27 protein-coding genes are annotated in these 24,596 nt (G+C 60.0%); 9 read left to right on the top strand and 18 right to left on the bottom strand.

The features are described from left to right. Positions 1-115: 115 nt before the first annotated feature. On the bottom strand, positions 116-871 hold the full coding sequence (locus tag GGD50_RS14955; RefSeq protein WP_183938131.1) for an IclR family transcriptional regulator domain-containing protein: 756 nt from the start codon (positions 869-871) through the stop codon (positions 116-118). Between the two features lie 150 nt (positions 872-1,021). Between GGD50_RS14955 and GGD50_RS14950 the strand changes: the two genes are divergently transcribed. The 5 genes from GGD50_RS14950 (at position 1,022) to ligD (ending at position 5,679) form a co-directional block, all read left to right on the top strand. Next, positions 1,022-1,729, top strand: a complete 708-nt coding sequence (locus tag GGD50_RS14950) for a 3-oxoacid CoA-transferase subunit A (protein ID WP_183938130.1) — start codon at positions 1,022-1,024, stop codon at positions 1,727-1,729. Further along, complete coding sequence (locus GGD50_RS14945; protein WP_183938129.1) at positions 1,726-2,415, top strand: CoA transferase subunit B; 690 nt, start codon at positions 1,726-1,728, stop codon at positions 2,413-2,415. The genes GGD50_RS14950 and GGD50_RS14945 overlap by 4 nt, the downstream gene beginning before the upstream one ends. Before the next feature lie 116 nt (positions 2,416-2,531). After that, positions 2,532-3,737 (top strand): 3-oxoadipyl-CoA thiolase, encoded by a 1,206-nt coding sequence (gene pcaF / locus GGD50_RS14940; RefSeq protein ID WP_183938128.1) that lies wholly within the window; start codon positions 2,532-2,534, stop codon positions 3,735-3,737. Between the two features lie 157 nt (positions 3,738-3,894). Beyond that, positions 3,895-4,689, top strand: a complete 795-nt coding sequence (locus GGD50_RS14935; RefSeq protein WP_183938127.1) for an SDR family NAD(P)-dependent oxidoreductase — start codon at positions 3,895-3,897, stop codon at positions 4,687-4,689. Positions 4,690-4,791: 102 nt separating this feature from the next. Next, on the top strand, positions 4,792-5,679 hold the full coding sequence (gene ligD, locus GGD50_RS14930; protein ID WP_183938126.1) for a non-homologous end-joining DNA ligase: 888 nt from the start codon (positions 4,792-4,794) through the stop codon (positions 5,677-5,679). On the opposite strand, the gene GGD50_RS14925 is transcribed toward ligD, so the two are convergent. The 6 genes from GGD50_RS14925 to GGD50_RS14900 form a co-directional block, all read right to left on the bottom strand. After that, positions 5,676-6,260, bottom strand: coding sequence for a methyltransferase family protein (locus GGD50_RS14925; protein ID WP_183938125.1), 585 nt, complete (start codon positions 6,258-6,260; stop codon positions 5,676-5,678). The genes ligD and GGD50_RS14925 overlap by 4 nt on opposite strands. Then, positions 6,257-6,994 carry a glutathione S-transferase gene (locus tag GGD50_RS14920; RefSeq protein WP_183938124.1) on the bottom strand — a complete coding sequence of 246 codons (738 nt, stop codon included), beginning with the start codon at positions 6,992-6,994 and terminating at the stop codon, positions 6,257-6,259. The genes GGD50_RS14925 and GGD50_RS14920 overlap by 4 nt, the downstream gene beginning before the upstream one ends. A 28-nt stretch (positions 6,995-7,022) precedes the next feature. After that, positions 7,023-7,313: a DUF3175 domain-containing protein gene (locus tag GGD50_RS14915; RefSeq protein WP_183938123.1), complete on the bottom strand. Its 291-nt coding sequence runs from the start codon at positions 7,311-7,313 to the stop codon at positions 7,023-7,025. 30 nt (positions 7,314-7,343) lie between these two features. Next, positions 7,344-7,658: a plasmid stabilization protein gene (locus tag GGD50_RS14910; RefSeq protein WP_183938122.1), complete on the bottom strand. Its 315-nt coding sequence runs from the start codon at positions 7,656-7,658 to the stop codon at positions 7,344-7,346. A 76-nt stretch (positions 7,659-7,734) separates the two neighbouring features. Continuing rightward, positions 7,735-7,887 (bottom strand): hypothetical protein, encoded by a 153-nt coding sequence (locus GGD50_RS14905; protein WP_183938121.1) that lies wholly within the window; start codon positions 7,885-7,887, stop codon positions 7,735-7,737. Positions 7,888-8,151: 264 nt separating this feature from the next. Then, positions 8,152-8,463 carry a DUF2934 domain-containing protein gene (locus GGD50_RS14900; RefSeq protein ID WP_183938120.1) on the bottom strand — a complete coding sequence of 104 codons (312 nt, stop codon included), beginning with the start codon at positions 8,461-8,463 and terminating at the stop codon, positions 8,152-8,154. Positions 8,464-8,795: 332 nt separating this feature from the next. On the opposite strand from GGD50_RS14900, the gene GGD50_RS14895 reads away from it, so the two are divergent. The 3 genes from GGD50_RS14895 (at position 8,796) to GGD50_RS14885 (ending at position 12,076) form a co-directional block, all read left to right on the top strand. Continuing rightward, positions 8,796-10,259, top strand: coding sequence for a phospholipase D-like domain-containing protein (locus tag GGD50_RS14895; RefSeq protein WP_183938119.1), 1,464 nt, complete (start codon positions 8,796-8,798; stop codon positions 10,257-10,259). A gap of 124 nt (positions 10,260-10,383) precedes the next feature. Continuing rightward, a complete protein-coding gene (locus GGD50_RS14890; protein ID WP_183938118.1) occupies positions 10,384-11,223 on the top strand; it encodes an endonuclease/exonuclease/phosphatase family protein in 840 nt (279 codons plus the stop codon). A 106-nt stretch (positions 11,224-11,329) separates the two neighbouring features. Then, a complete protein-coding gene (locus tag GGD50_RS14885) occupies positions 11,330-12,076 on the top strand; it encodes a histidine phosphatase family protein (RefSeq protein ID WP_183938117.1) in 747 nt (248 codons plus the stop codon). Positions 12,077-12,177: 101 nt separating this feature from the next. On the opposite strand, the gene GGD50_RS14880 is transcribed toward GGD50_RS14885, so the two are convergent. The 3 genes from GGD50_RS14880 to GGD50_RS14870 all read right to left on the bottom strand — a co-directional run bounded on the left by GGD50_RS14880 (position 12,178) and on the right by GGD50_RS14870 (position 15,051). Beyond that, positions 12,178-13,311: a mandelate racemase/muconate lactonizing enzyme family protein gene (locus GGD50_RS14880; RefSeq protein ID WP_183938116.1), complete on the bottom strand. Its 1,134-nt coding sequence runs from the start codon at positions 13,309-13,311 to the stop codon at positions 12,178-12,180. Continuing rightward, entirely contained in the window at positions 13,308-14,213 is a 906-nt protein-coding gene (kdgD, locus tag GGD50_RS14875) for a 5-dehydro-4-deoxyglucarate dehydratase (protein WP_183938115.1), read from the bottom strand. Before kdgD ends, GGD50_RS14880 begins: the two co-directional genes overlap by 4 nt. Before the next feature lie 88 nt (positions 14,214-14,301). After that, positions 14,302-15,051 carry a FadR/GntR family transcriptional regulator gene (locus GGD50_RS14870; RefSeq protein ID WP_183938114.1) on the bottom strand — a complete coding sequence of 250 codons (750 nt, stop codon included), beginning with the start codon at positions 15,049-15,051 and terminating at the stop codon, positions 14,302-14,304. Positions 15,052-15,155: 104 nt separating this feature from the next. Here GGD50_RS14870 and GGD50_RS14865 point away from each other — a divergent pair, with 104 nt between their 5' ends. Then, complete coding sequence (locus GGD50_RS14865) at positions 15,156-15,953, top strand: NAD-dependent epimerase/dehydratase family protein (protein WP_183938113.1); 798 nt, start codon at positions 15,156-15,158, stop codon at positions 15,951-15,953. A 49-nt stretch (positions 15,954-16,002) separates the two neighbouring features. Here GGD50_RS14865 and GGD50_RS14860 read toward each other — a convergent pair whose 3' ends face one another. From GGD50_RS14860 to GGD50_RS14825, 8 genes are all read right to left on the bottom strand, one after another. Then, positions 16,003-17,049, bottom strand: a complete 1,047-nt coding sequence (locus GGD50_RS14860; RefSeq protein WP_183938112.1) for a sulfate/molybdate ABC transporter ATP-binding protein — start codon at positions 17,047-17,049, stop codon at positions 16,003-16,005. Positions 17,050-17,060: 11 nt separating this feature from the next. Then, positions 17,061-17,933 (bottom strand): sulfate ABC transporter permease subunit CysW, encoded by an 873-nt coding sequence (cysW, locus tag GGD50_RS14855; protein ID WP_183938111.1) that lies wholly within the window; start codon positions 17,931-17,933, stop codon positions 17,061-17,063. Continuing rightward, positions 17,923-18,780: a sulfate ABC transporter permease subunit CysT gene (gene cysT / locus GGD50_RS14850; RefSeq protein ID WP_183938110.1), complete on the bottom strand. Its 858-nt coding sequence runs from the start codon at positions 18,778-18,780 to the stop codon at positions 17,923-17,925. Before cysT ends, cysW begins: the two co-directional genes overlap by 11 nt. Positions 18,781-18,786: 6 nt before the next feature. Next, positions 18,787-19,815, bottom strand: a complete 1,029-nt coding sequence (locus tag GGD50_RS14845) for a sulfate ABC transporter substrate-binding protein (protein ID WP_183938109.1) — start codon at positions 19,813-19,815, stop codon at positions 18,787-18,789. A gap of 157 nt (positions 19,816-19,972) precedes the next feature. Further along, a complete protein-coding gene (locus GGD50_RS14840; RefSeq protein ID WP_183938108.1) occupies positions 19,973-20,428 on the bottom strand; it encodes a PTS sugar transporter subunit IIA in 456 nt (151 codons plus the stop codon). 96 nt (positions 20,429-20,524) lie between these two features. After that, complete coding sequence (locus GGD50_RS14835) at positions 20,525-21,217, bottom strand: response regulator transcription factor (protein ID WP_183938107.1); 693 nt, start codon at positions 21,215-21,217, stop codon at positions 20,525-20,527. Next, positions 21,214-23,925 (bottom strand): sensor histidine kinase, encoded by a 2,712-nt coding sequence (locus GGD50_RS14830; protein WP_183938106.1) that lies wholly within the window; start codon positions 23,923-23,925, stop codon positions 21,214-21,216. The genes GGD50_RS14835 and GGD50_RS14830 overlap by 4 nt, the downstream gene beginning before the upstream one ends. A gap of 59 nt (positions 23,926-23,984) precedes the next feature. Then, complete coding sequence (locus GGD50_RS14825; protein WP_183938105.1) at positions 23,985-24,590, bottom strand: K(+)-transporting ATPase subunit C; 606 nt, start codon at positions 24,588-24,590, stop codon at positions 23,985-23,987. Positions 24,591-24,596: the final 6 nt, after the last annotated feature.

The following is a 24,596-nucleotide window of genomic DNA, read 5'->3' as shown; positions in this document are numbered from 1 at the left end:
GCACAGCCAAAGAACAACACGCCGCTTCGAAGAACACGGCTCACTCCATCCTCATGGTGAGGAGGCCCGCAGGGCCTGTCTCGAACCACGAGGATGGTCCCGAGGGACGTGAAGGCTAACGCAGGACTAGCCGCAACATCTTCTGCGTTTCCCGCAACAGCGGCAGATAACGTTCCGCCATATCGGCAGCGGCAACATAGGCCGCCGGTGCGCCGATATTGATGGCCGCAACCACCTGCCCTCGATCGTTCTCCACTGCAACGGCGATGGAGCAGAGGCCGATTTCCAGCTCCTGGTCGATGACGGCATAACCCTGCGCCCGTATCTGGCGAAACTCAGCCATCAACATTTCGGTATCCGTCTTGGTGTTCGCTGTATTGGCCTTGATCTCGGAGCGGGCGAGCACGGCGCGCGCCTCGCTTTCTGACAAGCCGCTCAGCAGGACCCGCCCCATGGAGGCGCAATAGGCGGGCAGGCGGCTGCCCGGAGTGAGATTGATCGACATCACCCGGCGTTGTGACGCGCGGGCGATATAGACGATTTCGGTGCCGTCTAACACCGAAGCCGATGCATTGTGACCGGCGCGCTCCGAGAGCTGGTCGAGATAGGGCTGGATGATCGTCGGAAGCGGCGTCGCCGACAGGTAGGCATGGCCAAGCCGCAGGATCTTCGGCGTCAGCGTGAAGAACTTTCCGTCATATTCGGCATAGCCGAGTTCGGCGAGCGTCAGTAGCGAGCGGCGTACCGTGGCACGGTCCAGCCCCGTTAGCTTTGACGCTTCGGCAATCGACAGTCTTTGACGGGTCTCGCCGAAAGCTTCGATTGTGTTCAATCCTTTGGCAAAGCTGCTTACAAAATCGGTTTCACGCATAGTCATCCCTCACGCGGAAACATTTTGTGCGATATATGAACAAAAGTCAAATACCGCACAAAATGATTGCCGCCCAACCCATGCTGATCTATTCAAAAGAAGAGGGCGGGGCGCCCCAATCCGCCCGCAAGGGCAAACGGGAGAATCCCTATGGACAAGACAATTGCGAGCACGACGGCTGCCGTCTCGGATATTGGCGATGGCGCGACCGTAATGATCGGCGGTTTCGGTGGCTCCGGCGCGCCGATCGAACTCATTCATGCGCTGATCGATAAAGGCCCGAAGAACCTGATCGTCATCAACAACAATGCCGGCAACGGGCGTATCGGCATCGCGGCGATGATCGATGCCGGCATGGTCAGGAAGATGATCTGCTCCTTCCCGCGCTCATCCGATCCACGCGCTTTCACGGACCGCTATCTGGCCGGCGAAATCGAGCTGGAACTGGTGCCTCAGGGGACTCTCGCCGAACGCATCCGTGCCGGCGGTGCGGGCATTCCGGCTTTCTACACTCCAACCGCCTACGGTACCGAACTTGCGAGCGGCAAGGTCATCGCGGAATTCGACGGCCGACACTATGTTCAGGAACGCTGGCTCAAGGCCGATTTCGCTATCGTCAAAGCGCATGTCGGCGATGTGCAGGGCAATCTCATCTACAACAAGGCCGGTCGCAACTTTAATCCGCTGATGTGCATGGCCGCGACCAAAACGATCGCGCAGGTCTCGAAAATCGTCGCCGCCGGCGAGCTCGATCCGGAGCACATCATTACCCCCGGCATCTTCATCAACGGCGTCGTGGAAGTCGCCGATCCGCAACAAGAAGAAGACCTCATTCGAGCCGGAATGGTATACGTATGACCATCGACACACGCGAAGACATCAAACTCTCCAACGCCCAGATCGCCTGGCGCGCGGCTCAGGATATCCAGGATGGCGCCTATGTGAATCTTGGCATCGGCTTTCCGGAAATGGTCGCCCGCTACCAGCCTCCAGGCCGTCAGGCGATCTTCCACACCGAAAATGGCATCCTGAACTTCGGCGAGCCGCCCGCGGAGGGCGAGGAAGATTGGGATCTGATCAATGCCGGCAAGAAGGCCGTGACGCTAAAGCCCGGCGCCTCCTTCTTCCATCACGCCGATAGTTTCGCCATGGTGCGCGGCGGCCATCTGGATGTCGCAATCCTCGGCGCCTACCAAGTGGCGCAGAATGGCGACCTCGCCAACTGGCGCGTCGGCTCCAAGGGCGTGCCTGCCGTTGGCGGGGCCATGGATCTGGTGCACGGCGCCAAGCAAGTTTTCGTCATCACCGAACATGTCACCAAGGACGGCAAGCCGAAACTGGTGGAGGCCTGCACCTTCCCACTAACCGGCGTCGGCTGCATCACCCGGGTCTATACGAGCCATGCGGTTATCGACATTGCCAAGGAAGGTTTCGTCGTTCGCGAAAAGCTCGCTGCCATGACGATGAACGAGTTGCAGGCGATGACCGGCGCTCCGCTCCATACCGACCGCCCCGTTGCCGACCTCGTCGTGCCGACGCTCTAAAAGCACGTTGCGATCTTTCGGATTCGCTCGATATGCTTTAAGCTTATAATAATTTCGCATGTCGTTATCGCAAATCGCCGCATGTTTTTGCCCGACGTGCAGCAGGGAGAAGACCCATGACCGAAGCCTTTATCTGTGACTATATCCGCACGCCGATCGGCCGTTTCGGTGGTTCGCTTTCTTCTGTTCGTGCCGACGATCTCGGCGCCGTGCCGCTGAAGGCGTTGATCGCGCGCAATGGTTCCATCGATTGGAAAGCCGTCGACGATGTAATCTACGGCTGCGCCAACCAGGCGGGCGAGGATAACAGAAACGTCGCCCGAATGGTGACGCTGCTTGCGGGGTTGCCGGTTTCCGTCCCGGGTACGACGATCAATCGCCTGTGCGGCTCGGGCATGGACGCCGTCATCACGGCGGCCCGTGCCATTCGCGCCGGCGAGGCAGAGCTGATGATCGCCGGCGGCGTCGAAAGCATGTCGCGCGCGCCCTTCGTCATTCCCAAGGCCGACAGCGCCTTTTCCCGTAATGCCGAAATCTATGACACCACCATCGGCTGGCGCTTCATCAATCCCCTCATGAAAAAGCAATACGGCGTTGATTCCATGCCGGAAACCGGGGAGAATGTCGCCGAAGACTACACGGTCAGCCGCGAAGACCAGGACGCTTTCGCGGTCCGCTCGCAAGCCAAGGCTGCGGCAGCGCAGGAAAATGGCCGTCTCGCCAAGGAGATCACCGCTGTCACCATTCCTCAGCGTAAGGGCGATGCGATCGTCGTCGGCAAGGACGAACATCCGCGCGCAACGACGATGGAAGCGCTGGCAAAGCTCGGCACGCCCTTCAAAAAGGAGGGCGGTACCGTGACCGCCGGTAATGCCTCCGGCGTCAATGATGGCGCCGCAGCGCTGATCATCGCCTCGGAAGCGGCAGCGAAGAAATACAGTCTGGCGCCGATCGCCCGCATCCTCGGCGGGGCCGCCGCCGGCGTGCCGCCGCGCATCATGGGCATCGGCCCGGTCCCGGCATCCCGCAAGCTCATGGCCCACCTCGGCCTGAAACAAGAGCAGTTCGATGTCATCGAACTCAACGAAGCCTTCGCCTCGCAGGGTCTTGCCGTACTGCGCGAACTCGGCATTGCCGATGACGACGTCCGGGTCAATCGCAATGGCGGCGCCATCTCGCTCGGCCATCCGCTCGGCATGTCCGGCGCTCGCATCACCGGCACGGCGGCGCTGGAACTGAAGGAGACCGGCGGACGTTACTCGCTCTCGACCATGTGCATCGGTGTCGGCCAAGGCATCGCGATCGCGCTCGAACGGGTCTGAGGCATCACGGGAATTTGACGGCGGGCGGCGGGGAGTTTTCCCGGCCGCCCGCTTTTTGTTTGCGCCGACTGCATTGCCTGGCCGCGGTTTCGAATGATATTACCAATACCAACTATTTTTCTCCCTGACCTTTTTTTGACATTCTGGAGGAGTCGTCATGGCAGAACTCGCGCAACTACTTGCGTCCATCCGCATTCCCGATCTCGCTGGCAAACGGGTACTAATAACCGGCGCGTCCACGGGCATCGGTGCGGCCCTTGCCAGGGCTTTTGCGCAGCAAGGGATGAAAGTCGGCATCCATTTCAACGCCAGCCGTGAGCCGGCCGAAAAGTTGGCGGCGGAGATCACCGCCGGCGGTGGCCATGTGCATCTGGTCCAAGGTGATGTTTCGCAGGATGGCGAGACCGAACGCGTCGTCAATGAGACAGCGGAAGCGTTCGGTGGCCTCGACGGTCTGGTGAACAATGCCGGCGGCATGCTCGGTCGCCTGCCGACCTCGGCGATGACTGACGAACATTATGAGCGCGTGATGAACCTCAACGCCCGCTCGGTCCTCGCCGCCACGCGCGCCGCGCATCCCTATCTCAAAAAGCAGGGCGGCTTCATCATCAACACCACCTCGATCGCCGCCCGCAATGGCGGCGGCAACGGCGCGATCCTCTACGCGGCATCCAAGGGCTTCGTCTCGACCATCACCCATGGTCATGCCAAGGAATTCGTCGCCGACAAGATCCGCGTCAATGCCGTGGCGCCAGGCGTCATCGCCACGCCTTTCCATGAGCGCTATACCAACGACGAGCAGATGGAACTGCAGCGCAAGACCATCCCGATGGGCTTTGTCGGCACATCGGAAGATTGCGTCGGCGCCTACCTCTTCCTGGCTTCTCCGACCCTCTCCGGCTACATCACCGGGCAGGTCATCGAGGTCAACGGCGGCCAGCTCATGCCGTGAGGCGAGGGCCAGCGATCGACTTTTTGTGCCGGGCAATGGTAACCTTTACCCGGCACAGTCATTTTAGGGCGATGTGCACATCCATGATGGAGCGTACGCGGCATGGCAAAGACGCCCACTCAGAACCTTGCGAAGACCTCCGTGCAACTGACACATCCGGAGCGGATCTATTGGCCGGATGACGGCGTCAGCAAACAGGATCTTGTCGATTACTATGCGCTTGCCTGGTCGCGTATGGCGCCCTTCGTGGTCGATCGGCCCTTGGCATTGCTGCGTTGCCCGGATGGTATAAAGGGTCCGCGTTTCTTCCAGAAACATGCTTGGAAAGGCATCAATCCGCTTATTGAAGAGATAGTCGATCCAGAAAACGAGGGCGGTGAAAAGCTGCTGCGGATCAAGGATTTCGACGGCCTTGTTGCACTTGTCCAATCCGCCTCGCTCGAAATCCACCCCTGGGGCACGACGACGGCACATTGGGAGAAGCCGGACATGATCATCATGGATCTCGATCCCGGCGAAGATGTCGCCTGGAGCGCGGTCATCGCGGCGGCGAAGGAAATAAAGGAACGGCTCCAGGCTTTGGGCCTCGCCTCCTTCGTCAAGACCTCCGGCGGCAAGGGGTTGCATGTCGTCGCCCCTCTCAAGCCGAAGGCGACATGGCCGGATGTCAAAGTCGCGGCGGAGGCAATCGCGGAGGGCATGAGTGCCGACAATCCGGAAAAATACCTCTCCGTTGCAGCGAAGGCGAAACGGACCGGCCACATCTTCATCGACTACCTGCGCAATGGCCGTGGCAACACGGCAGTCGCACCCTATTCGACGCGCGCAAGGCCGGGAGCGGCGGTGTCGATGCCGCTCGCATGGGACGACTTGACGGATCGCACCGGCCCGTCTTCATTTAAGGTGAAAAATGCGGCCTCGCGGCTCGACGAACGCTCCGCCGACCCGTGGGCCGATTTCTTCGAGGCGGCTGAACCGCTGAAGAGCTAGCCATATGCAACGAACGGTACCAGCGCCGGCGTTTTGGTTTTGTAGTCGGCATAGGCTTGGCCGAATGTCTCGCCCATCCAGCGCTCCTCGATACTGACACGGCGCAAAACGGCATACAGCATGAACGCGATCGCCAGCATCGCGGCGATATTGCCGCGGGCGAGTGCCGAGCCGATGATGGCAAGCAGCAGTCCGGAATAGATTGGATGACGAACGATGGCGTAGGGGCCGGTGCGGATCAGCGCATGATCTTCCTTGACGGTGATCACGCCACTCCAATTACGGCCGATGTGATAACGCGCCCAGACGGCGAAGGTGAGGCCGATGATGGTCAGCACCGCGCCAATGCCATAATAGGCCAGATTTTGCGGGACGAGCCGGAACGACAGGGGGCCGAGCCAGGACGGCCGCACCGCCAGCAAAAATGCGCCGATCCAGATTGGTGCCGTATTCGACATCCGCGACAACGGGTCCTCGCTCCGCGTCGTCTTCTTGACGCGGAACGATGCGATCAACCAAATCAGTGCCCAAATGCCCCAGCAGACCGGCAGGAACAGGGCCAGCAATGTTGCTTCGCTCATGCCGCATTCTTATCCAACTCGGGATAGTTCCGGAAGATACCATCTTCGTTGAAGGGAATGCGGCGTTCGGATTTGAGATAGCGGGCGATGTTCGGTCGTTCCGCGACAGCATCATGCAGGGCGGCCAGATGCGGATATTGGGTGGTCAAATGCGCCGTCGCACGGGGAAAGGCGTAGCGAAGCCCCTCGAACACCTGAAACAATGACAGATCGACATAGGTGAGCCGATCGCCGAATATATGGGCCGGTCCTTTCGGGTTTTGCCGCAGGACGCGTTCGAAATAACCCAGGAATTTCGGCATGCGGTTATCGATGAATTCGGCCGCACGAGCCTTGGCTTCCTCTTTCTGCTCCTCATAATATTTCGAGGTGGCGATGGGGTGGTGCGTATCGTGCACTTCGGCAACAAGATCGGTGATCGTGAGCTGTAGGCCGTTCACGACATGGCGCGCGCCCTGATCCTCCGGCGTCAGACCGAGCTTAGGCCCGAGATACATCAGAATGTTGGCGACATGGGAGATGAAGAGGTCGCCGTCCTTCAGGAAGGGCGGAGCCAGCGGGATATGCGCCTCGGACTTGCTCTTCATCACCGCCATCATCGCGTGAATGCCTTGGCCTTCGCTCGCCGGACCGCGGCAGACGTCGATATAGTCGGCGCCGGCCTCTTCGAGCACCAAGCGCACAAACTCGCCACGGCCCTGGATGCCGTCCCAATAATAAAGCTCATAGGGCATTCAAGAATCCTTCCGTCCCATTGCAGGTCTATTTCGATTCGCGGCCAAAATCCTTGCGCAGCTCATCCTTGGCGGCTTCAAGCGTCTGTTTCTGCCGCTTGCTGAGATGGCTGCCGGCGCGATTGATGTAGAAATTTAGCATCGACATGGCGGAACGGAAGGGGCTAGATTTGCGACGATCACTCGCTTCTGCGGAATGCTTGAGAGAGTCTGCAATGGCCTTGGGATCGCGCGATTTGAAGATGCCGTCTTTCAAATCCAAGGCGTCGCTGTTCTCGGTCACGTCATGTGACCATTTCTTCTTTTGGGACCGGGCCATAGCAGGGCTCCCTTCCTCAAGAATACGACGTCAGTGATGAGCGCGGTGCTCGTTGCGCTTGCGCGTTGCCGCGGCCTTCTTTGCCGATGCGGAACGTTCGCTCGCAGGGCGGCTCGCCGATGCCTTGCCGCCAATGCGTCCGCCTTTTTCAGAGGATGCATGGCTTTCGCTGTGGCCTCGGCCGGAGCCGGATTTTTTACCGCCGCCGCTTTCCTTATTCACGGTGGCCCAGGCACGACGTTCGGCTTCTTCATCGGGAACGCCGCGGCTTTCATAGCTTTCCTCGATATGTTCAGCCTTGCGCTTCTGTTTGTCGGTGTACGCGGATTTGTCTCCTCGTGGCATGGTCTTTCTCCTTATTGCCTATGAGAAAGCCAACCCAGCGCCGCGGAAAAAGTTCCGGTTTCAGCGGAATACGCGATCAGTTCGAAACATCGGGAAGCGATGGCGCCGCGGCAGTGCCCGCATCATCAACCGATGCGGGGAACATGATGCCGACGGAACGGTCGATGATGAGGATCAGAACCAGCGCCGCAAAGAAATAAAGGATGGCGAGAACGAGGAGCGATAGCATGGAATTACATCAGTATAGCCATGACGCGGCAGCTCGCCCCGGCGACAGCCAGAACGAAGACTTCAACGCGATTCATATCGTTATTACCCATGGCGAGCTCCCTCTTCATCGAGTACCATCGGTATGTGACATCTATTCACGCGATACGCATAATTTACCGAAATCCTTGGGAAATTTTGTAACGTGCCGCCAAAAGACAACGGCCCGGTGCTATAGGCCGGGCCGTTAGTGTCATCGGCCGTATGATCAGCCGTAAAGTATACGTCAAATCTTCGCGTCACCGGTCTTTTTCGACGGCCGTTTCGGCGAGACCTTAGTCGAACCGCCGTTGACTGCCGCAGCCATGACAGTGGTCGCCGCCTTACCCTTTATCTTGGGTTTGGCATCTGCCTTAGGCTTAGCGTCCGTCTTGGGCTTAGCGTCGACCTTCTCTTTCTTGCTTGCCTTTTTCTCAAGCGCGATACGCTCGCTGCTCGCCTGCTCCCAATGAACCGTATCACGGCCGGAAGGATATCCTTCTTCCTCCCATATGGCGTAGGCGCGCTTCTTGATCCATTCGTCTCGGGATTCCAACATTGCCGTTCTCCGTTTTGCATCATTGAACATGGTTGATGAAAATGCCCGTTTTGGAACCGCGGGCTTCATGCCTTCCCGAGCAGGCTCTGAGGGGCCATGGAGAAACTCTCCCTGTCCCAACGCTCAGGCTGCGGCAGGTGCTTCGCACAAAAAGCAGGTGTACCGTGGTAGACGACGGCGAAGCGACCGAACCGTCAATATGGCGACAGCCGGCGCGTCATTCAATTTAAAACTTCTAATACACAGCCTTTTCACAAGGTCTTCTATCGAGGGGACCGGAAATAGAGCCTGCGATCGATTGCAGCTTTCACGGGCAAAGTTATACTCGCCCCATGTTTGACTTGCTGATTGCCCATTGGGGCCAAATCCTCGCTGTCCTGTCCATCGCCATGGGGGCGGCAGCCGCCATCCATGCGGCGATGACGAAGGAGGAGGTTCGCGCGGCGATCGGCTGGGTCGGCGTCATCATCCTCTCGCCCATCGTCGGGGCTCTGCTCTATGCGGTGGCCGGCATCAACCGCATCCGCCGTGCATCGCTTAGTTCGCAGCGCAATGTCCTATTCCAGAAGAACGCCTCGGGCGTACTCGCCAGTTTCGACGCGCAGGGCGATATCGTGCGGAGGCTTTTTGGCGAGCGCTTCGGTTCCATGAAGACTCTTGGCGACCGCGTGGCGCGCTATCCGATGAGCACTGGTAACACCATCGAGATGTTGGAGAGCGGCGATGTCGCCTATGCTGCGATGAAAGCTGCCATCGATGGCGCCGAACGCAGCATCCTGTTGGAAACTTATATTTTCGACCGCGATCCGATCGGGCTGCGTATCGCCGGCTCGCTGATCGAGGCCGTCAAACGCGACGTCAGCGTGCGCGTGCTGATCGACGCCGTAGGCGCCCGCTATTCGGTGCCGAGCATCATGGGCTATCTGAAGGAAGGCGGCGTGCAGATGGACGTCTTCAACGGCAATGTGATCATGGGGCTTAGGCTGCCCTATGCTAATCTGCGCACCCACCGCAAAATCCTCGCGATCGATGGTCGTATCGCCTTTACCGGCGGGATGAATATCCGTCAGGGTTTCACCCGGGAATTCGCAAGCGATCATTGCGCCCGCGACACCCACTTCTGCGTCACCGGTCCCGCCGTCGCCGATCTCTTCAACACCGCCGCCGAAGACTGGCGTTTTGCCACCGGCGAAGTGCTGAGCGGTGATCATTGGCGGATTGCAACGCCCGCGAACGAGCCCGGCGCGCCGGTCTTCATGCGCGTCGTCGCTTCCGGACCCGACCGCAGCGTTGAGACGAACCATAAGATGCTGATCGGCGCATTCTCGGTCGCTCGCACCTCGATCCGCATCATGTCGCCTTATTTCCTGCCAGATCGCGAGTTGATCAGCGCGCTAGTGACGGCGGCGAGACGCGGCGTCGAAGTCGATGTCATCGTGCCGGCCGCCAACAATCTCGTGCTTGTCGACCGGGCAATGACCGCGCAGTTCGATCAGATGCTGAAAGATTATTGCCGCATCTGGCGCGCCGACGGCCCTTTCAATCATTCGAAGTTGCTGACGATCGATGGCACCTGGGCCTATGTCGGCTCGTCCAATCTCGATCCGCGCTCTCTGCGGCTGAATTTCGAAGTCGACCTCGAGGTGATGGATCGCGGTTTCGCGGGCGCGGTCGATGCGCGCATCGCCGCGATCCTTGAAACGGCCATCCCGGTCGAACTCGGCAAGCTCCGCGCACGCCCCTTCATCGTCCGCTTGATTGAAAAGGTTCTGTGGCTCGGTTCACCCTATCTCTGAACAAAACGGCGCTGGCCGTCTTTCTACAGACAAGCCTTTTCACATGACAAGCCCGGCAATCACTCCGTATACTCCTGAAGATGCAGCTCGGCAGGCTTTGACAACGGAAATGGTCGACGGACAGATGCGGAAAAAAAACGAAAGTCTCCGTACAAGCATTTTCGAGACCTTGAAGAACAGAAAGAAGTTGCGGACGGCGCATGCAGGTGAACGAGCCCGTCCGGAAGGCACCTTGATCGCCTCCTACAATGTCCACAAATGCGTCGGCGCCGATCGCCGCTTCGATCCGGAGCGGATCAGCCGGGTCATCCATGAAATCGATGCCGACGTCATCGGCCTGCAGGAGGCCGACACGCGGTTCGGTGAGCGTACCGGCCTACTCGACCTGCGGCGGCTCGAGCGTGAAACCGGCCTTATTCCCGTACCCGTTGCGGGCACGACTAAAGCGCATGGCTGGCATGGCAATGTCGTGCTGTTCAAGCAGGGTACGGTACGCGATGTGCACCAGATTAACCTGCCGGGGCTCGAGCCCCGCGGCGCGCTGCTCGCCGAAATCGAACTGGCCCGCGGCGGCGCGCTCAGGATCATCGCCGCCCATCTCGGGCTGCTGCATAGCTCGCGTGCCCAGCAGGCGCGTTTGATCGTCGACCTGATGAGCACCGAGAACGACACGCCGACCATCCTTCTCGGCGACCTCAACGAATGGCGGCTCGGCGACCGCTCGTCGCTCAACACCTTCCAGGCTGCCTTTGGCCCGCTGCCCCCGGCGGTGCCGAGCTTTCCCTCCACCCTGCCGCTTCTGGCGCTGGACCGCATCATGGCCAATCGCCGCGGGCTGATCTCAACGGTGGAGGTTCATGACTCGCCATTGGCGCGTGTTGCCTCGGATCACCTGCCGATCAAGGCAGTTATCAATCCGGAAACGCTGAGGGCCGAAACGGAGGCACGAGCCGAGTCCGCTTGACTGGGACATGGCACGTTATTTGGCTGCGGTTGTGCTATAGCGTTGCAGGCTCTGCGCTTCCCCTTCATGATGGCTTCGATTTCAGATCGGACAATGCGGACTGTTGATGCATATCTTTCTCGTTCGGCACGGCGAATCCCTTGGCAACATCAGCGAGCAGGCTTACCGGCAGTTCGGTGATCACAATGTTCCGTTGACGAAGTGGGGCTATCGGCAGGTGCTGGAAGCCGGGCGCGTGATCGCATCCCATTTCGAAGGCCGGCCAAGCGCTGAATTACCGAAACTGAGCATTTGGTACTCGCCCTATCTCAGGACGCAGCAGAGCAAGGACGCCTTGCTCGAAGTTTTGCCGAGCGAGTTGATCGCCGACGTTCGCGAGGACTATCTGTTGCGGGAACAGGATTTCGGCCTCTTCACCGAAATCTACGACCATGCCGAACAGAAGCGGAAGTTTCCCGAGGAATTCGAAAAATGGGCTAGGCTGCGCAATAACAATGGGAAATTCTACGCGAGGCCTCCCGATGGCGAGAGCAGGGCGGATGTGGCGCAGCGGGTTCGCCTGTTCCTCCTGACCGTCATGCACGAGGCCAGGCATGGCAGAAACAACGTGATCATCGTTGGCCACGGCGTTACCAACCGGGCGTTCGAAATGAATTTCCTGCACCATTCCGTCGATTGGTTCGAACGCTCGGACAATCCAGGAAATGCGGATGTCACTTTGATCGAAGGCTCTGCTGCGGAAGGTTATACGTCAACCCTGATCCACAAGGCCGTCGACCGGGCAAAGGAGCAGGACGGCGAATTGCAGGACGCCTATGGTTCGGAGCTGGCGGTTACCGCCAAGACTGGATGATCACGCATTTCGTAGCCGAACGTCAGCGCTGATGCGAGTTCGGCCTGGAGTGGCCCAAAACAGTCGATTTGAGGCCACAACAATGCCGAGCTTTCAGCCGTTCAATCCTTCCGCCGATATTGCTCCAGCGCATCGCGGTTGATCTCGATACCGAGACCCGGACCATCGGGAATGGTGACAACGCCGTTCACATGATCCAGCGGTTTTGTCAGCACAGCTTGGCGGAAGGGATTGTGCGTGCGGTCGAACTCCAGGATCGGCGGCCGGCCATTGCGGCGCGGCGGGTCCGGGGGTAGGGCGGCGATGAACTGCAGGCCGGCAGCGATAGCAACGCCAGTTCCCCAGACATGCGGGACGAGTCGAACGCCGTTGATGGCGGCCATATCGGCGATCCTGCGCATTTCGCTGAAGCCGCCGGTGCCGCAAATATCGGGCTGGATGATATCGACGGCCCGGGTTTCCAGCGGTTCGCGCATGCCGAAGCGGCCATGCCAGGTCTCTCCACCGGCGACCGGGATTGGCTGGCCGGCGCGTACCGCGCGGTAGGCGCTGAGTTGTTCCGGAATGACCGGCTCCTCGAACCAATCGACACCGTATTTCGCAACGGCATTGCCGACCGTGCAGGCTTCCAGCGCATCATAGCCGTGATTGGCATCGATCATCAGCCGGATATTCGGGCCGATCGCTTCGCGCACGGCGCGGATGACGGCGATATCCTCTTCGACATCGAAGCCGATCTTGATCTTCACCGCATGGAACCCATGCGCGACATAGGCGGCGGTTTCGGCGGCGATATCGGAAACCGGGTCGACGCCGTCCTTGCGGAAGGAGCCGGTGGCGTAGGCCTTCACATCCTCGCGGAAGCGGCCGCCGAGCAGGCGCGATACCGAGGTGCCGTGATGCTTGCCCTTGATATCCCAGAGCGCAATGTCGATGCCGCTGAGCGCTGTCACCGTCAGGCCACGCTGGCCCTGATCGCGCAGCAGATTGTAGAGTTCGAGCCAGATCACCTCCGTATCACGCGGATCGCGGCCGAGAAGGCGAGGGGTGTAGGCTTTCACGACGGCGGCGTTAGGCCCGGCTGGGCCGAGGCATTCGCCCCAGCCGATGGTGCCGTCGTCGCAGACGATTTCGACGAGGCAATGTTGGCGACGGTCGAAGCGCATGGAGGCGCTTTCGAAGGCGTGATCCAGCTTATGGTCGAGCAGATGGGTGTGGACAGCGGAGATTTTCATGGGCGGTACGGCCTGATCAGATCATCGAGCATGGCGACCTCCTGTTCGGTCAGGTCGGTCAGCGGCGGACGGACCGAGCCGGCGTCGAAACCGAGCAACCGGACGCCGGCCTTGATGGCCGATACTGCATAGCCCTTCTGACGGTTGCGGATGTTCATGAAAGGATAGAAGAAATCGACCAGCAGCTTGTTGGTCGTCGCCGTGTCGCCGGCGCGCAGCGCCTTGTAGAAATTCTGCGCCAGGGCCGGCACGAAGTTGAAGACCGCCGAGGAATAGGTTGTGACGCCTGCACCGAGATAGGCGTCGGCGAAAAGCTCGGCCGTCGGCATGCCGCCGAGATAGGTCAGTCGCTCGCCCATTGTCGCGGTAATCTTGCGCACTAGGCCGATATCGCCGGAGCCGTCCTTGAAACCGACGAGGTTCGGGCAGGCATCGCAGAGCCGCGCAAGGGTTTCGGCGGTCAGGATGGAATTGTCGCGGTTATAGACCATGACGCCGATCGAAACGGCATCGCAGACCGCCTCAATATGCTGGAACAGGCCGTCCTGCGGCGCATCGATCAGGTAATGCGGCAGGAGCAGGATACCGTCGGCACCGGCTTTCTCCGCCGACTGGGCGATCTGGACGGCGATGCGCGTGCCGTAACCGCAACCCGCGACGATAGGCGTATCGCCTGCGGCGGCCTTTGCGGCGCTGACAATGGTCGGGATTTCATCCGGCGCCAGCGAGAAGAACTCGCCGGTACCGCCGGCGGCGAAAAGCACGCTTGCCTTGAAGCCCGAAAGCCAGCCGACATGATCGCTATAGGCAGCCCGGTTGAAGCTGCCGTCCTTGTCGAACGGCGTCACGGGAAAAGACAAGAGCCCGGCGCCAAGTGCCGCCTTGAGAGCTAACGGGTCCATGGACACGAGGATCCTCCAAAATCCGTATGAATTGATGGGAACATAGAGGACATATGATAACAGTCAATCTCTTATCATATATCTGTATTCAAGATCCTTTTCGGATAAGGCTGCGATACCGCTGCTGACTGCCCTTCAAATGCAATCGCATGGCCTCGCGCGCGCCGTGTTCGTCGCGATCCGATATGGCTTCCGCGATGCGCCGATGCTCTGCCTGGATCCGGGCCAGATAATCGGCGGATGCGATTTCGTCCGGTTGATCCTGCAGGAAGGAGCGGGGGATCGCCCTCTTGCCGGTCAATTCCAGAAACTCGCGAAAGCGCGGATTGTTGGTGGCGTCGGCAATGGCGAGATGAAATTCGAAATCGGCTTCCGATGTCGCGATGCCGCGCTCCATGGCGCGATCGATATCCTCGAAACGCTCCATGATCGCCTCGTCCTGTGCCGGCGAACGCCGGGCGGCGGCAAGGCCGGCGGCTTCTGTCTCCACGGCGGCGCGCAATTCCAGCATTTCGATGATGGAGGAAATCCGGCCTGAATCGGTGTCGCGCACGCCTGCGATCGGGAAGGGCATTGCGTGACGGACGAAGACGCCGACGCCGTGGTGCACCTCGACCATACCGTCGGCACGCATCGAGGCAATCGCTTCGCGGATAACGGTTCGGCTGACTTTGTATCGGTCCGTGAGGCCGCTTTCGCTTGGCAATTTTTCGCCAGGTTTCAAGACCCCGCCAAGGATCTCCTGGCGCAATTGCTGACCGACAATATCAACGAGATTGCGCCGGCCCGCTGGCCGTTCGCTACGCTCCCATGCCTTGATCGCTGCATTCCGCGGCATTCCAACGTCCCCAAGTTTCCAGTATCGAGACTACAGATATATGATGACGAACGAAAGCCCATATTATAAGTTCCGCGTCGATGATACCGATATGGGAGAAAACTATGCTGAAAACTCTGTTGATGACCGGTGCTGCCGGCGGCGTCGGCCAGGCATTGAGGCCGCTTCTTTCGCAGATCGCCGAGGTTGTCGTGCTCTCGGATATTGCGCCGATCGACGATTTGCGTCCGAACGAGCGCTTCATTGCCTGCGATCTCGCTGACCGCGGCGGCGTCGAGGCCTTGGTCAAAGGCGTCGACGGCATTATCCATCTTGGCGGCATCTCCGTGGAAAAGCCCTTCGACTTGATCCTGCAGGGCAATATCGTCGGCCTCTACAATCTCTATGAAGCCGCTCGCGCCGCCGGCAAGCCGCGCATCATCTTTGCCAGTTCCAATCATACGATCGGCTATTATCGCCGTGACGAGCGCATCGACAACACCGTACCGACCCGCCCGGATTCGCTCTATGGTGTTTCGAAGGTCTATGGCGAAGCCTTGGCGAGCCTCTATTTCGATAAGTTCGGGCAGGAAACCTTGTCGGTGCGCATCGGCTCCTGCTTCCCTGAGCCGCGCAATCCGCGCATGCTGGCGACATGGTTCAGCGCCCGCGATCTGATGATGCTCTGCGGCCGGGCCTTCGAGACTCCTCGGCTCGGACACACGATCGTTTATGGCGCCTCCGATAACGACGAACAATGGTGGGACAACCGCAACGCCGCCTTCCTTGGCTGGAAGCCGCAGGATAGTTCCTCGCCCTGGCGCGCCGAAGTTCTGGCAAACGCCGCGCCGGACGACCCGAATGATCCGGCCGTCATCTATCAGGGAGGCGGCTTTGCAGCAGCCGGCCATCCGGAAGATTAAGGACTGAAGAGGTCAGCAATGGCGCGGACGGCGATCCCTTCGCAAAGCCTCAGTCGCCGTTCCGAAACAATCTCCAACGCGTCGGCCTGAAAGCGATGCGGTTGCGATCAAGCGCGCCGGCTTTGTCCGGCGGCAGCTCGATTTCGATGGTCTCGTGCTGGGCGCCGATGTTCAATTCGAGATGACGGGTGCCGGCAACGCGGCGGCTGGCAGTCAACAATCCGGCGATGCAGCCACCATCGCCGTCACGAAGCTCGATATCGTGGGGCCGGAAATGGAGGTGCGCCATGCCATCAGGCTCGCGCGATGCGCTGAGTCCGAGAGGTCGGTCATCGAACCAAATTTCGCCATTGGAAATGCGTACCTGCACGCGGTTGGACTGGCCGATGAAGCCGTAGACGAAGGGCGAGTTCGGCGTATCGTAGATCTCATCCGGTGTCCCGACCTGCTCGATCGCGCCCTTGTTGAGCACGACGACGCGGTCGGCCAACTCCAGCGCCTCTTCCTGATCGTGGGTGACGAAAACGGTGGTGTGGCCGGTGCGATCATGGATTTCGCGCAGCCACTTGCGCAGATCTTTGCGGACCTGCGCGTCGAGTGCTCCGAAAGGTTCGTCCAAGAGCAACACGTTCGGCTCGACCGCCATGGCGCGCGCAAGCGCCACGCGCTGCCGCTGACCGCCGGATAACTGTGCCGGATAGCGCTTTTCGAGGCCGTTAAGCTGTACCAGTTCCAGCAGCTCGAGGGCGCGGCGATGGATTTCGGCGCGGGGGGGGCGACGCGACGCCGTCCGTACTTTCAGTCCGAAGCCGATATTATCCAGCACCGTCATATGGCGGAACAGCGCATAGTGCTGAAATACGAAGCCGATATTGCGCTGCTGTACCGTCTTCTTCGACGCATCTTCATCACCGAAGAAAATCCGACCGTCAGTCGGCGACTCCAATCCGGCGATCAAGCGCAACAGCGTCGTCTTGCCTGAGCCGGAGGGGCCGAGGAGTGCAATAAGTTCACTGGAGCGGATATCCAGAGAGACATTATGCAGCGCGGGAAAGCGGCCGAATTCCTTGCGCAGGTTTTGAACGCGAACTTCCATCAACAATTCCTTCAGTGACGCCGGCTGGCGGCGATCTCTTCGCTATAGCGCATTTCCAGCAGGGTCTTCAGTGCAAGTGTTACCAAGGCGAGCAAAGCGAGAAGCGTGGCAACTGCGAATGCGCCCGAGAAATTATATTCGTTGTAGAGAATCTCGACCTGCAACGGCATGGTGTTGGTCTCGCCGCGAATATGGCCGGAGACGACAGACACGGCGCCGAACTCACCCATGGCGCGGGCATTACAGAGGAGAACGCCGTAAAGCAGGCCCCATTTGATGTTCGGTAACGTGACGTGCCAGAAGGTCTGCCAGCCATTGGCGCCGAGCGACAACGCCGCTTCCTCGTCCGCATTTCCCTGTTCCTGCATCAGCGGAACCAATTCACGGGCAACGAATGGGAAGGTGACGAACATCGTCGCCAGCACAAGGCCCGGAACCGCGAAGAGGATCTGGACACCGTGGCTTTGCAGCCAAGGGCCGAGCACGCTATTCGAGCTGAACAACAGCACGAAGACTAGGCCCGATATGACCGGCGACACGGAGAATGGCAAATCGATCAACGTCGTCAGGAACGCCTTCCCCTTGAACTCGAATTTGGCGATCGCCCAGGCAGCCGCGACACCGCAGACGAGGTTCAGCGGCACGCTGATACCGGCGACGATCAACGTCAGTCGGATCGCCGCGAAGGTCTCCTCATCCACCAACGCGCTGAAAAACTCTTCAACACCTTTGCGGAATGCTTCAACGAAGACGGCGGCCAACGGCATCAGCACCATCAATGCCAGGAAGACGAGCGAGATGGCGACGAAAATCAGTCGCGCAAACCTGCTCTCGGTGATCACGGAATGAACCGTGTCGGAGGAGGAAGCGGCATCATGCGCCATAGCCGTATCTCCTTCTGCTCCAGGCTTGAATGAGATTGATGACCAGCAACATGATGAAGGAGATGATCAGCATCATGGTCGCGATCGCTGTCGCGGCAGCATAATTATATTCCTCAAGCCGAATGACGATGAGCAATGGTGCGATTTCGGAGACATAGGGCTTATTGCCGGCGATGAAGATCACCGAGCCATATTCGCCGGCCGCGCGTGCGAAAGCCAGAGCAAAGCCGGTTAAGGCCGCCGGCGCTAGGCCGGGCAACAGGACGCGGGTGATCGTTTGGAAACGATTTGCGCCAAGCGTCGCCGCGGCTTCTTCCACCTCACGGTCGATCTCTTCCATCACTGGCTGCGCCGTACGTACGACGAAGGGCAGACCGACGAAGATCAGCGCGATGATGATACCGGCGGGCGTGAAAGCGATCTTGATTCCGAGCGGCTCCAGGAACTGCCCGATCCAGCCGTTCGGCGCATAGAGCGTCGTCAGCGCGATGCCGGCGACGGCCGTCGGCAGGGCGAAGGGCAGGTCGACCATGGCGTCGATGATGCGCTTGCCGGGAAAGCGGTAGCGCACCAGCACCCAGGCGAGGATCAAGCCGAACACCGCATTCACGATGGCGGCGATGAATGCGCCGCCAAAGCTCATGCGGAGTGCGTAAAGCGTGCGGACATCGAGCGCGAGAGCCCAAAACTTCGACCAGCCAAGAGAGCTGCTCTTCCACACCAAGCCCGAGAGCGGGATGAGAACGATCAGGATGAGCCAAGTCAAGGTAACGCCGAGCGCCAATCCGAAGCCCGGAATGACACTCGGCTGCCTAAACCGCCACCGTTTGCGGGTTATTATATGCATTCAGAATTACTGTCCCGGCTTGTATATCTGGTCGAAGACGCCACCATCATCGAAGAACTTCGGCTGAGCTTGGGACCATCCGCCGAAATCGTCAATCGTTGCCAGCTTCAAACTTGGGAAGCGCGCAATATCCTTGGGGTCGGCCGCTTCCGGCTTGATCGGCCGGTAATAGTGCTTGGCGGCGATCTTCTGACCTTCGTCGGAATAGAGGTAGTTCAGATAGGCTTCGGCAACCTTGCGCGTGCCCTTCGCGTCGACATTGCCATCGACGACCGCGACCGGGGGATCGGCGCGGATTGAAACCGTCGGAGTCACGATCTCGAATTTATCGGGGCCGAGTTCCTCGAGCGAAAGATAAGCTTCGTTTTCCCAGGCAAGCAGAACGTCGCCGAGACCACGCTGAACAAATGTCGTGGTGGCGCCGCGAGCACCGGTATCAAGGACCGGTACGTGCTTCAGCAACTGCGTGACGTATTCCTGCGCCTTGGCGTCGTCACCGCCATTTGCCTGCTTGGCCCAGGCCCAGGCTGCCAGGAAGTTCCAGCGAGCGCCGCCTGAAGTCTTCGGGTTCGGTGTGATCACCTGGACATCGCTCTTGATCAGGTCCGACCAGTCCTTGATGCCCTTGGGGTTGCCCTTGCGCACCAGGAAGACAATGGTCGAGGTGTAGGGAACGCTGTTGTTCGGGAATTTGGTCTTCCAGTCGGCGGGAATCTTCTTTGTCGCCTTGGCGATGGCGTCGATATCGCCTTCCAGTGCCAGCGTCACCACATCGGCGCCCAGGCCGTCGATGACCGAGCGGGCTTGGGCGCCGGAGCCCCCATGCGAAGCCTTGATCTTGACGCTTTCACCCGTGTCCTTCTTCCACTTTGCGGCAAAGGCTTCGTTGAAATCCTTGTATAATTCGCGCGTCGGATCGTAAGAAACGTTGAGAAGCGTCGTATCCGCGGCCCATGTCGGCGCTACCGCAGCGAGCGAAAAACTGCCGATGAGAACTGCGGCGGCGAGAAGCCGCGAAAGCTTGATCGTCTGCATGGTGACCTCCTTCGTTGTTCCTAAACTCTATCAACTTGGTCGTATAAAGTAACGAAGATTGTTCCTGCTCGAGGCGATTACATAGAACGTCATCCCATAGAATCAAGGAAAGTGAAATCGCATTCTCGTACTTTGGTCGCCACACTCCGGTAGCGTGTCAGCAGATCGATTCAGACATGAAAACGGAATAGAGTTCGTCGGCACTTTTTGCCTGGCGCATGGCGGTCAACACGCCTTCCGTTCTGAGCCGCCGGGCGATAGCGGAGAGCACGTTCAGATATTCGCTACGACCATTTTCCGCGAAGAGCAGGACGAAGGCAATGTCCGTCGGAACGTCGTCGATCGCTTCGAAATCGACGGGATGGCCGAAACGAACCATCAGCCCGCGCGGTCTTGTCATCCCTACGATTGCCGCATGCGGAACCGCGATGCCATTGCCGATTCCGGTCGTTCCGAGTTTTTCCCGCGCCTCCAGCGCCCGCAGAACCGCGCCTTCATCCAGACCGAGGCAATAAGCCGCTTTCGAAGACAATATCTGCAAGGCCCGCCACTTGGTCGGAGCGGAAAGGCCGACAAAGACATGCTCAGGCAGGATGATGGGGGAAAGGTCCATGGTCGCTCTTTTGGTCGGATATCGATGATTTCGGCATGGCTTCGCATCGCCGGGTTCTCGATAGGCCGGCGATCGCGCAAACCATGGGTCACGGCTTCATTCCGGCTCCCGCAAACGATAGCCGACGCCGGTTTCCGTGGTGATGTATTGCGGCTGATCCGGAATCTGTTCGACCTTCTGCCGGAGCTGACGGACATAGACGCGCAGATATTGCACATCTGCCGCCGGACCCCAGACCTGCTTCAATAAGAATTGATGCGTCAGCACCTTGCCGGCATGCTGCGCCAGCACCCGCAGAATATCGTATTCCTTCGGCGAAAGTTTCACGTCCTTGCCGTCGACCTTGACGATGCGCTTGACGAGATCGATCGACAGGCCGCCGGTTTGGAAGATCGCTTTTTCACCCTGCTGCTGCAGACGGTGGCGAAGCGCGACGCGGATGCGTGCCCCCAGCTCGTTGATCCCGAAAGGCTTGGTGACATAGTCGTCGGCGCCGGTTTCCAGCGCCTTGACGATGCCCGCTTCGTCGGTGCGGCTCGAAAGAATGACGACCGGCACCTGCAATCCGTCCTCGCGCCATTCCTGTAGCAGGTCATGGCCTGGCTTGTCGGGCAGGCCGAGGTCGAGCACGATCAGATCGGGCTGATCTTCCTCCACGGAGAGCCGGGCCGCCGCAGCGTTCTGGGCTTCGTTGACGGCATAGCCTTGGGCGCTCAGGCCGACGCGCAGCAATTTGCGGATCGGCGGCTCGTCATCGACAACGAGTATCTTGACGGCGGTCGTGTTCATTTCAGTTCATCCAGCTTGGGAACATCCGTTGGTTTCGGCAGGCGAATGGTGAAGACCGCGCCTTGGCGGTCCGTCCGGTTGCCTGCCGTGATCGTGCCACCCATGGCCTCGATGAAGCCGCGGCAGATAGAAAGGCCGAGGCCGGTGCCGGCCCGCACCTGATCGCCCTTGCGGACGCGATAGAAAATATCGAAGACCCGTTCGAGATCGGCGGGCGGAATGCCCGAGCCTTCACCCATGACGCGGAAGATGAGGTTGTCGACATCGGCCCACGCCTCCAGGCGGATCGCGGACTCCTCGGGCGCATATTTGGCAGCATTGTCGAGCAGATTGAACAGCACCTGCTCGAAGAGCACGGGGTCGACCCGCACCATCGGCAGATCGGCTGGAATTTGCACATCGACACGATGATGAGCGAGTATCTTCGCCCCGCGTCGAAGCGCGCTGCCGGTAATATCCCCAGCATAATGCAACGCGAAATTCGGCTCCATCGCGCCGGATTCGATCTTGGTCATATCGAGCAGATTGGCGATGAAGCGGTTCAGCCGCTCGGATTCATCGACCACGGTCGACAGAAGATCGACGCGGTCCTCATGCGGCAGGGATTCCAGGTAGTCGCGCAGGGTGCCCGCGGCCCCGAGGATCGCGGCGAGCGGCGTCTTGAGATCGTGCGAGATCGAGGTCAGCAAGGCGGAGCGCAGCCGGTCGGCTTCGACGGCTAACTTGGCACGGTCGACGTCGGCGACCAGTTGCACGCGCTCGATGGCAAGCGCTGCCTGATCGGCCAGCGCGTCGAGAAGTCGCTGCTGTTCCGGCGTCAAGAGCGGACCGTCGCGGCGGTCGCTGTCGAGGCCGATGACACCAACGGCTGTGCGGCCGGTGCGCAAGGGCACGTAAAGGCGCTTGGCGCCCGGCAGTGTATCGGCGCCACGGCCGGCGGCATGGTTATGTTCCCAGGCCCAGCGTGCAGCGGCAATATCGGCATCGTCGAGCGTATCGTCCGGCGGATAGCCTGCCTTCACCGCAATCGTGCCATCCTCCGGCAGCAGCAGGACCACGCGCACCTTCAGCATTGATGCGAGCTGGAAGGCCGTCGCCCAGAGCACGTCATCCAGCGTGCCGGTGCCGGCGAGCTTCTTCGAGAAAAGATAGAGATCTTCGGTCGTGCGCGCCCGCTGGCGTGCGGCGGCGGCCTGCCGTTGCACGGTTGCGGTCAGATTGCTGGCGACGATGGCGACGCCGAGGAAGAAGAAGAAGGCAAGCACGCTTTCCGGATCGCTGATTGTCAGCGTGTAGCGCGGCGTCAGGAAAAAGAAGTTGAAACAGAGCGCACCGAGAAGGCAGGAATAAAGCGCCGGCCGCAAGCCTTGCGTCACGGCGGAAGCCAGCACCGCCATCAGGAACACCAGCGCCAGATTGCGAACGTCAAGCACCTGGTCGAGAATGACGCAGAAGCCAAGGGCGACGGCGACGTAGAGCGTCGCCAGGACATAGCCGCGCCACTGGAACGGGGCAGGCGAGGGCGCTGCCCTAACGCCGCGGCTTGCCGCCGAACCTTCCGCGTCGCTGCCGGAAATGACGTGAACGCTGATGTCGCCGGCCTTGCGGATCAGTTCGTAGGAAACCGAACGCCTGGACCAATCCCGCCAGGAGCCGATCTTCGGCGAGCCGATGACGATGTGGGTGACATTGTTGCTGGCCGAATGGCGAAGCAGTTCCTCGGCAACTTCGCGGCCGGGAATGGTGATCGCCTCGCCGCCGAGTTGTTCGGCAAGCCGGAGCGTCGCGGCAATGCTGTCGCGCTGCGCTTCCGTCAGACTGATCGACCGGCTGGTCTCAACATAAACGGCAGCCCAGGGCGCGCGCAGCCGCGAGGCCATGCGGGCGGCGTAACGCACCAGCGATGTGGAGCGCGGATGATGATCGATGGAGACCAGCACGCGCTCACCGGCCGCCCAAGGGCCGGCGATCGCATGCGCCTGCATGTGGGTCAAAAGCTGGTCGTCGACCCGCTGCGCCGTACGCCTCAACGCCAGTTCGCGCAGTGCCGTCAGATTGCCGGGGGTGAAATAATTGGTCAACGCCCGCTCTGCCGTTTTCGACACATAGACCTTGCCGTCATGCAGGCGCTTGATGAGATCGTCGGGCGTGAGATCGATGATTTCCACATCGTCGGCCATGTCTATGATCGAATCCGGAACGGTTTCGCGTACACGCACGCGGGTGATCTGCGAGACCACGTCGTTCAGGCTTTCGACGTGCTGGATATTCAGCGTCGTATAGACGTCGATGCCCCGATCCAGCAGCTCCTTGACGTCCAGATAGCGCTTTGGATGGCGGCTGCCGTGCGCATTGGTGTGGGCGAGTTCGTCGACCAGCACAAGGCGAGGTTGGCGCTTCAGGATGGCATCGAGGTCCATCTCATCGAGCGCGCGCCCCTTGTAATCGACATTGACGCGCGGAATGATCTCGAACCCGTCAAGCAAGGCTTGCGTCTCGCGGCGACCGTGGGTCTCCACGACGCCGACCACGACATCGACGCCGTCTGCGATCTTCGCCCTGCCGGACATCAACATTTCATAGGTCTTGCCGACGCCTGGCGCGGCACCTAGAAAAATCTTCAACCGTCCGCGTGTCTCGGCCCGCGCCTTTTCGAGAAGCGCATCGGGAGAAGGCCTGCTCAACATATCGCGGCTGTCGTCTACCATTCGTAGGTCGTCTTTCCTGATGAGGTTGAGACGGAGGCAACTGCCTCAACCTCTTCAACTTATTGAGTCATAGAAGCATCAAGCGCTTGGTTCAATGCCAGTATGTTGACCACAGGCTCGCCAAGAACTCCAAGCTCCCGCGGCTCGATGGCCGCGTCGACGAGCGACTTGACCTTGGCCTCATCCATGCCCCGCGCTTTGGCGACGCGCGGGATCTGGAAGTAGGCATCGTCAGGCGAGATGTCCGGGTCAAGACCACTGCCCGATGTGGTGACCATATCGATCGGAACGGGCATATTCGGGTTCTGCGCCTGCAACGTCGCGACATCGCCCTTGATGCGGGTGATCAGGCTCGAATTGGTCGGACCAAGATTGGAGCCCGCGGAATTGGCCGCATTATAGGGTGCGGATACCGTTTTGGTTGCATCATTCGGGTCTGCGGCAGTTGTCGCCGAGGGGCGGCCGTGGAAATAGCGGTCGGAGGTGAAATTCTGGCCGATGAGCGTCGAGCCGATCACCTTACCGTCCTTTTCCACCAGGCTGCCATTTGCCTGATGAGGGAAGAGCGCCTGGGCAGCGCCAGTCATGGCGATCGGATAAAGGAGTCCGGTGACGGCGGTGGTGACGACGATCATGACGATGGCCGGTCTGATTTGTTTGAGCATGACAAG

This window comes from Martinezella paranaensis (assembly GCF_014200235.1).
In the GTDB taxonomy this organism is placed as follows: Bacteria; Pseudomonadota; Alphaproteobacteria; order Rhizobiales; family Rhizobiaceae; genus Rhizobium; species Rhizobium paranaense.
Note: the sequence above shows the minus strand (reverse complement) of the source record. Positions and strands in the feature narration are given on the sequence as shown.

What these genes read in the sequence shown, in the direction of transcription:
- GGD50_RS14950 (WP_183938130.1), top strand. Translation starts at nt 1,022, where the DNA reads ATGGACAAGACAATTGCGAGCACGACGGCTGCCGTCTCGGATATTGGC.
- GGD50_RS14840 (WP_183938108.1), bottom strand. Translation starts at nt 20,428, where the DNA reads ATGGACCTTTCCCCCATCATCCTGCCTGAGCATGTCTTTGTCGGCCTT.
- GGD50_RS14865 (WP_183938113.1), top strand. Translation starts at nt 15,156, where the DNA reads ATGCTGAAAACTCTGTTGATGACCGGTGCTGCCGGCGGCGTCGGCCAG.
- GGD50_RS14945 (WP_183938129.1), top strand. Translation starts at nt 1,726, where the DNA reads ATGACCATCGACACACGCGAAGACATCAAACTCTCCAACGCCCAGATC.
- GGD50_RS14915 (WP_183938123.1), bottom strand. Translation starts at nt 7,313, where the DNA reads ATGGCCCGGTCCCAAAAGAAGAAATGGTCACATGACGTGACCGAGAAC.
- GGD50_RS14830 (WP_183938106.1), bottom strand. Translation starts at nt 23,925, where the DNA reads ATGGTAGACGACAGCCGCGATATGTTGAGCAGGCCTTCTCCCGATGCG.
- GGD50_RS14920 (WP_183938124.1), bottom strand. Translation starts at nt 6,994, where the DNA reads ATGCCCTATGAGCTTTATTATTGGGACGGCATCCAGGGCCGTGGCGAG.
- GGD50_RS14835 (WP_183938107.1), bottom strand. Translation starts at nt 21,217, where the DNA reads ATGAACACGACCGCCGTCAAGATACTCGTTGTCGATGACGAGCCGCCG.
- pcaF (WP_183938128.1), top strand. Translation starts at nt 2,532, where the DNA reads ATGACCGAAGCCTTTATCTGTGACTATATCCGCACGCCGATCGGCCGT.
- GGD50_RS14955 (WP_183938131.1), bottom strand. Translation starts at nt 871, where the DNA reads ATGCGTGAAACCGATTTTGTAAGCAGCTTTGCCAAAGGATTGAACACA.
- GGD50_RS14925 (WP_183938125.1), bottom strand. Translation starts at nt 6,260, where the DNA reads ATGAGCGAAGCAACATTGCTGGCCCTGTTCCTGCCGGTCTGCTGGGGC.
- ligD (WP_183938126.1), top strand. Translation starts at nt 4,792, where the DNA reads ATGGCAAAGACGCCCACTCAGAACCTTGCGAAGACCTCCGTGCAACTG.
- GGD50_RS14935 (WP_183938127.1), top strand. Translation starts at nt 3,895, where the DNA reads ATGGCAGAACTCGCGCAACTACTTGCGTCCATCCGCATTCCCGATCTC.
- cysT (WP_183938110.1), bottom strand. Translation starts at nt 18,780, where the DNA reads ATGCATATAATAACCCGCAAACGGTGGCGGTTTAGGCAGCCGAGTGTC.
- GGD50_RS14895 (WP_183938119.1), top strand. Translation starts at nt 8,796, where the DNA reads ATGTTTGACTTGCTGATTGCCCATTGGGGCCAAATCCTCGCTGTCCTG.
- GGD50_RS14845 (WP_183938109.1), bottom strand. Translation starts at nt 19,815, where the DNA reads ATGCAGACGATCAAGCTTTCGCGGCTTCTCGCCGCCGCAGTTCTCATC.
- GGD50_RS14825 (WP_183938105.1), bottom strand. Translation starts at nt 24,590, where the DNA reads ATGCTCAAACAAATCAGACCGGCCATCGTCATGATCGTCGTCACCACC.
- GGD50_RS14885 (WP_183938117.1), top strand. Translation starts at nt 11,330, where the DNA reads ATGCATATCTTTCTCGTTCGGCACGGCGAATCCCTTGGCAACATCAGC.
- GGD50_RS14870 (WP_183938114.1), bottom strand. Translation starts at nt 15,051, where the DNA reads ATGCCGCGGAATGCAGCGATCAAGGCATGGGAGCGTAGCGAACGGCCA.
- cysW (WP_183938111.1), bottom strand. Translation starts at nt 17,933, where the DNA reads ATGGCGCATGATGCCGCTTCCTCCTCCGACACGGTTCATTCCGTGATC.
- GGD50_RS14900 (WP_183938120.1), bottom strand. Translation starts at nt 8,463, where the DNA reads ATGTTGGAATCCCGAGACGAATGGATCAAGAAGCGCGCCTACGCCATA.
- GGD50_RS14890 (WP_183938118.1), top strand. Translation starts at nt 10,384, where the DNA reads ATGCGGAAAAAAAACGAAAGTCTCCGTACAAGCATTTTCGAGACCTTG.
- GGD50_RS14860 (WP_183938112.1), bottom strand. Translation starts at nt 17,049, where the DNA reads ATGGAAGTTCGCGTTCAAAACCTGCGCAAGGAATTCGGCCGCTTTCCC.
- kdgD (WP_183938115.1), bottom strand. Translation starts at nt 14,213, where the DNA reads ATGGACCCGTTAGCTCTCAAGGCGGCACTTGGCGCCGGGCTCTTGTCT.
- GGD50_RS14910 (WP_183938122.1), bottom strand. Translation starts at nt 7,658, where the DNA reads ATGCCACGAGGAGACAAATCCGCGTACACCGACAAACAGAAGCGCAAG.
- GGD50_RS14880 (WP_183938116.1), bottom strand. Translation starts at nt 13,311, where the DNA reads ATGAAAATCTCCGCTGTCCACACCCATCTGCTCGACCATAAGCTGGAT.
- GGD50_RS14905 (WP_183938121.1), bottom strand. Translation starts at nt 7,887, where the DNA reads ATGCTATCGCTCCTCGTTCTCGCCATCCTTTATTTCTTTGCGGCGCTG.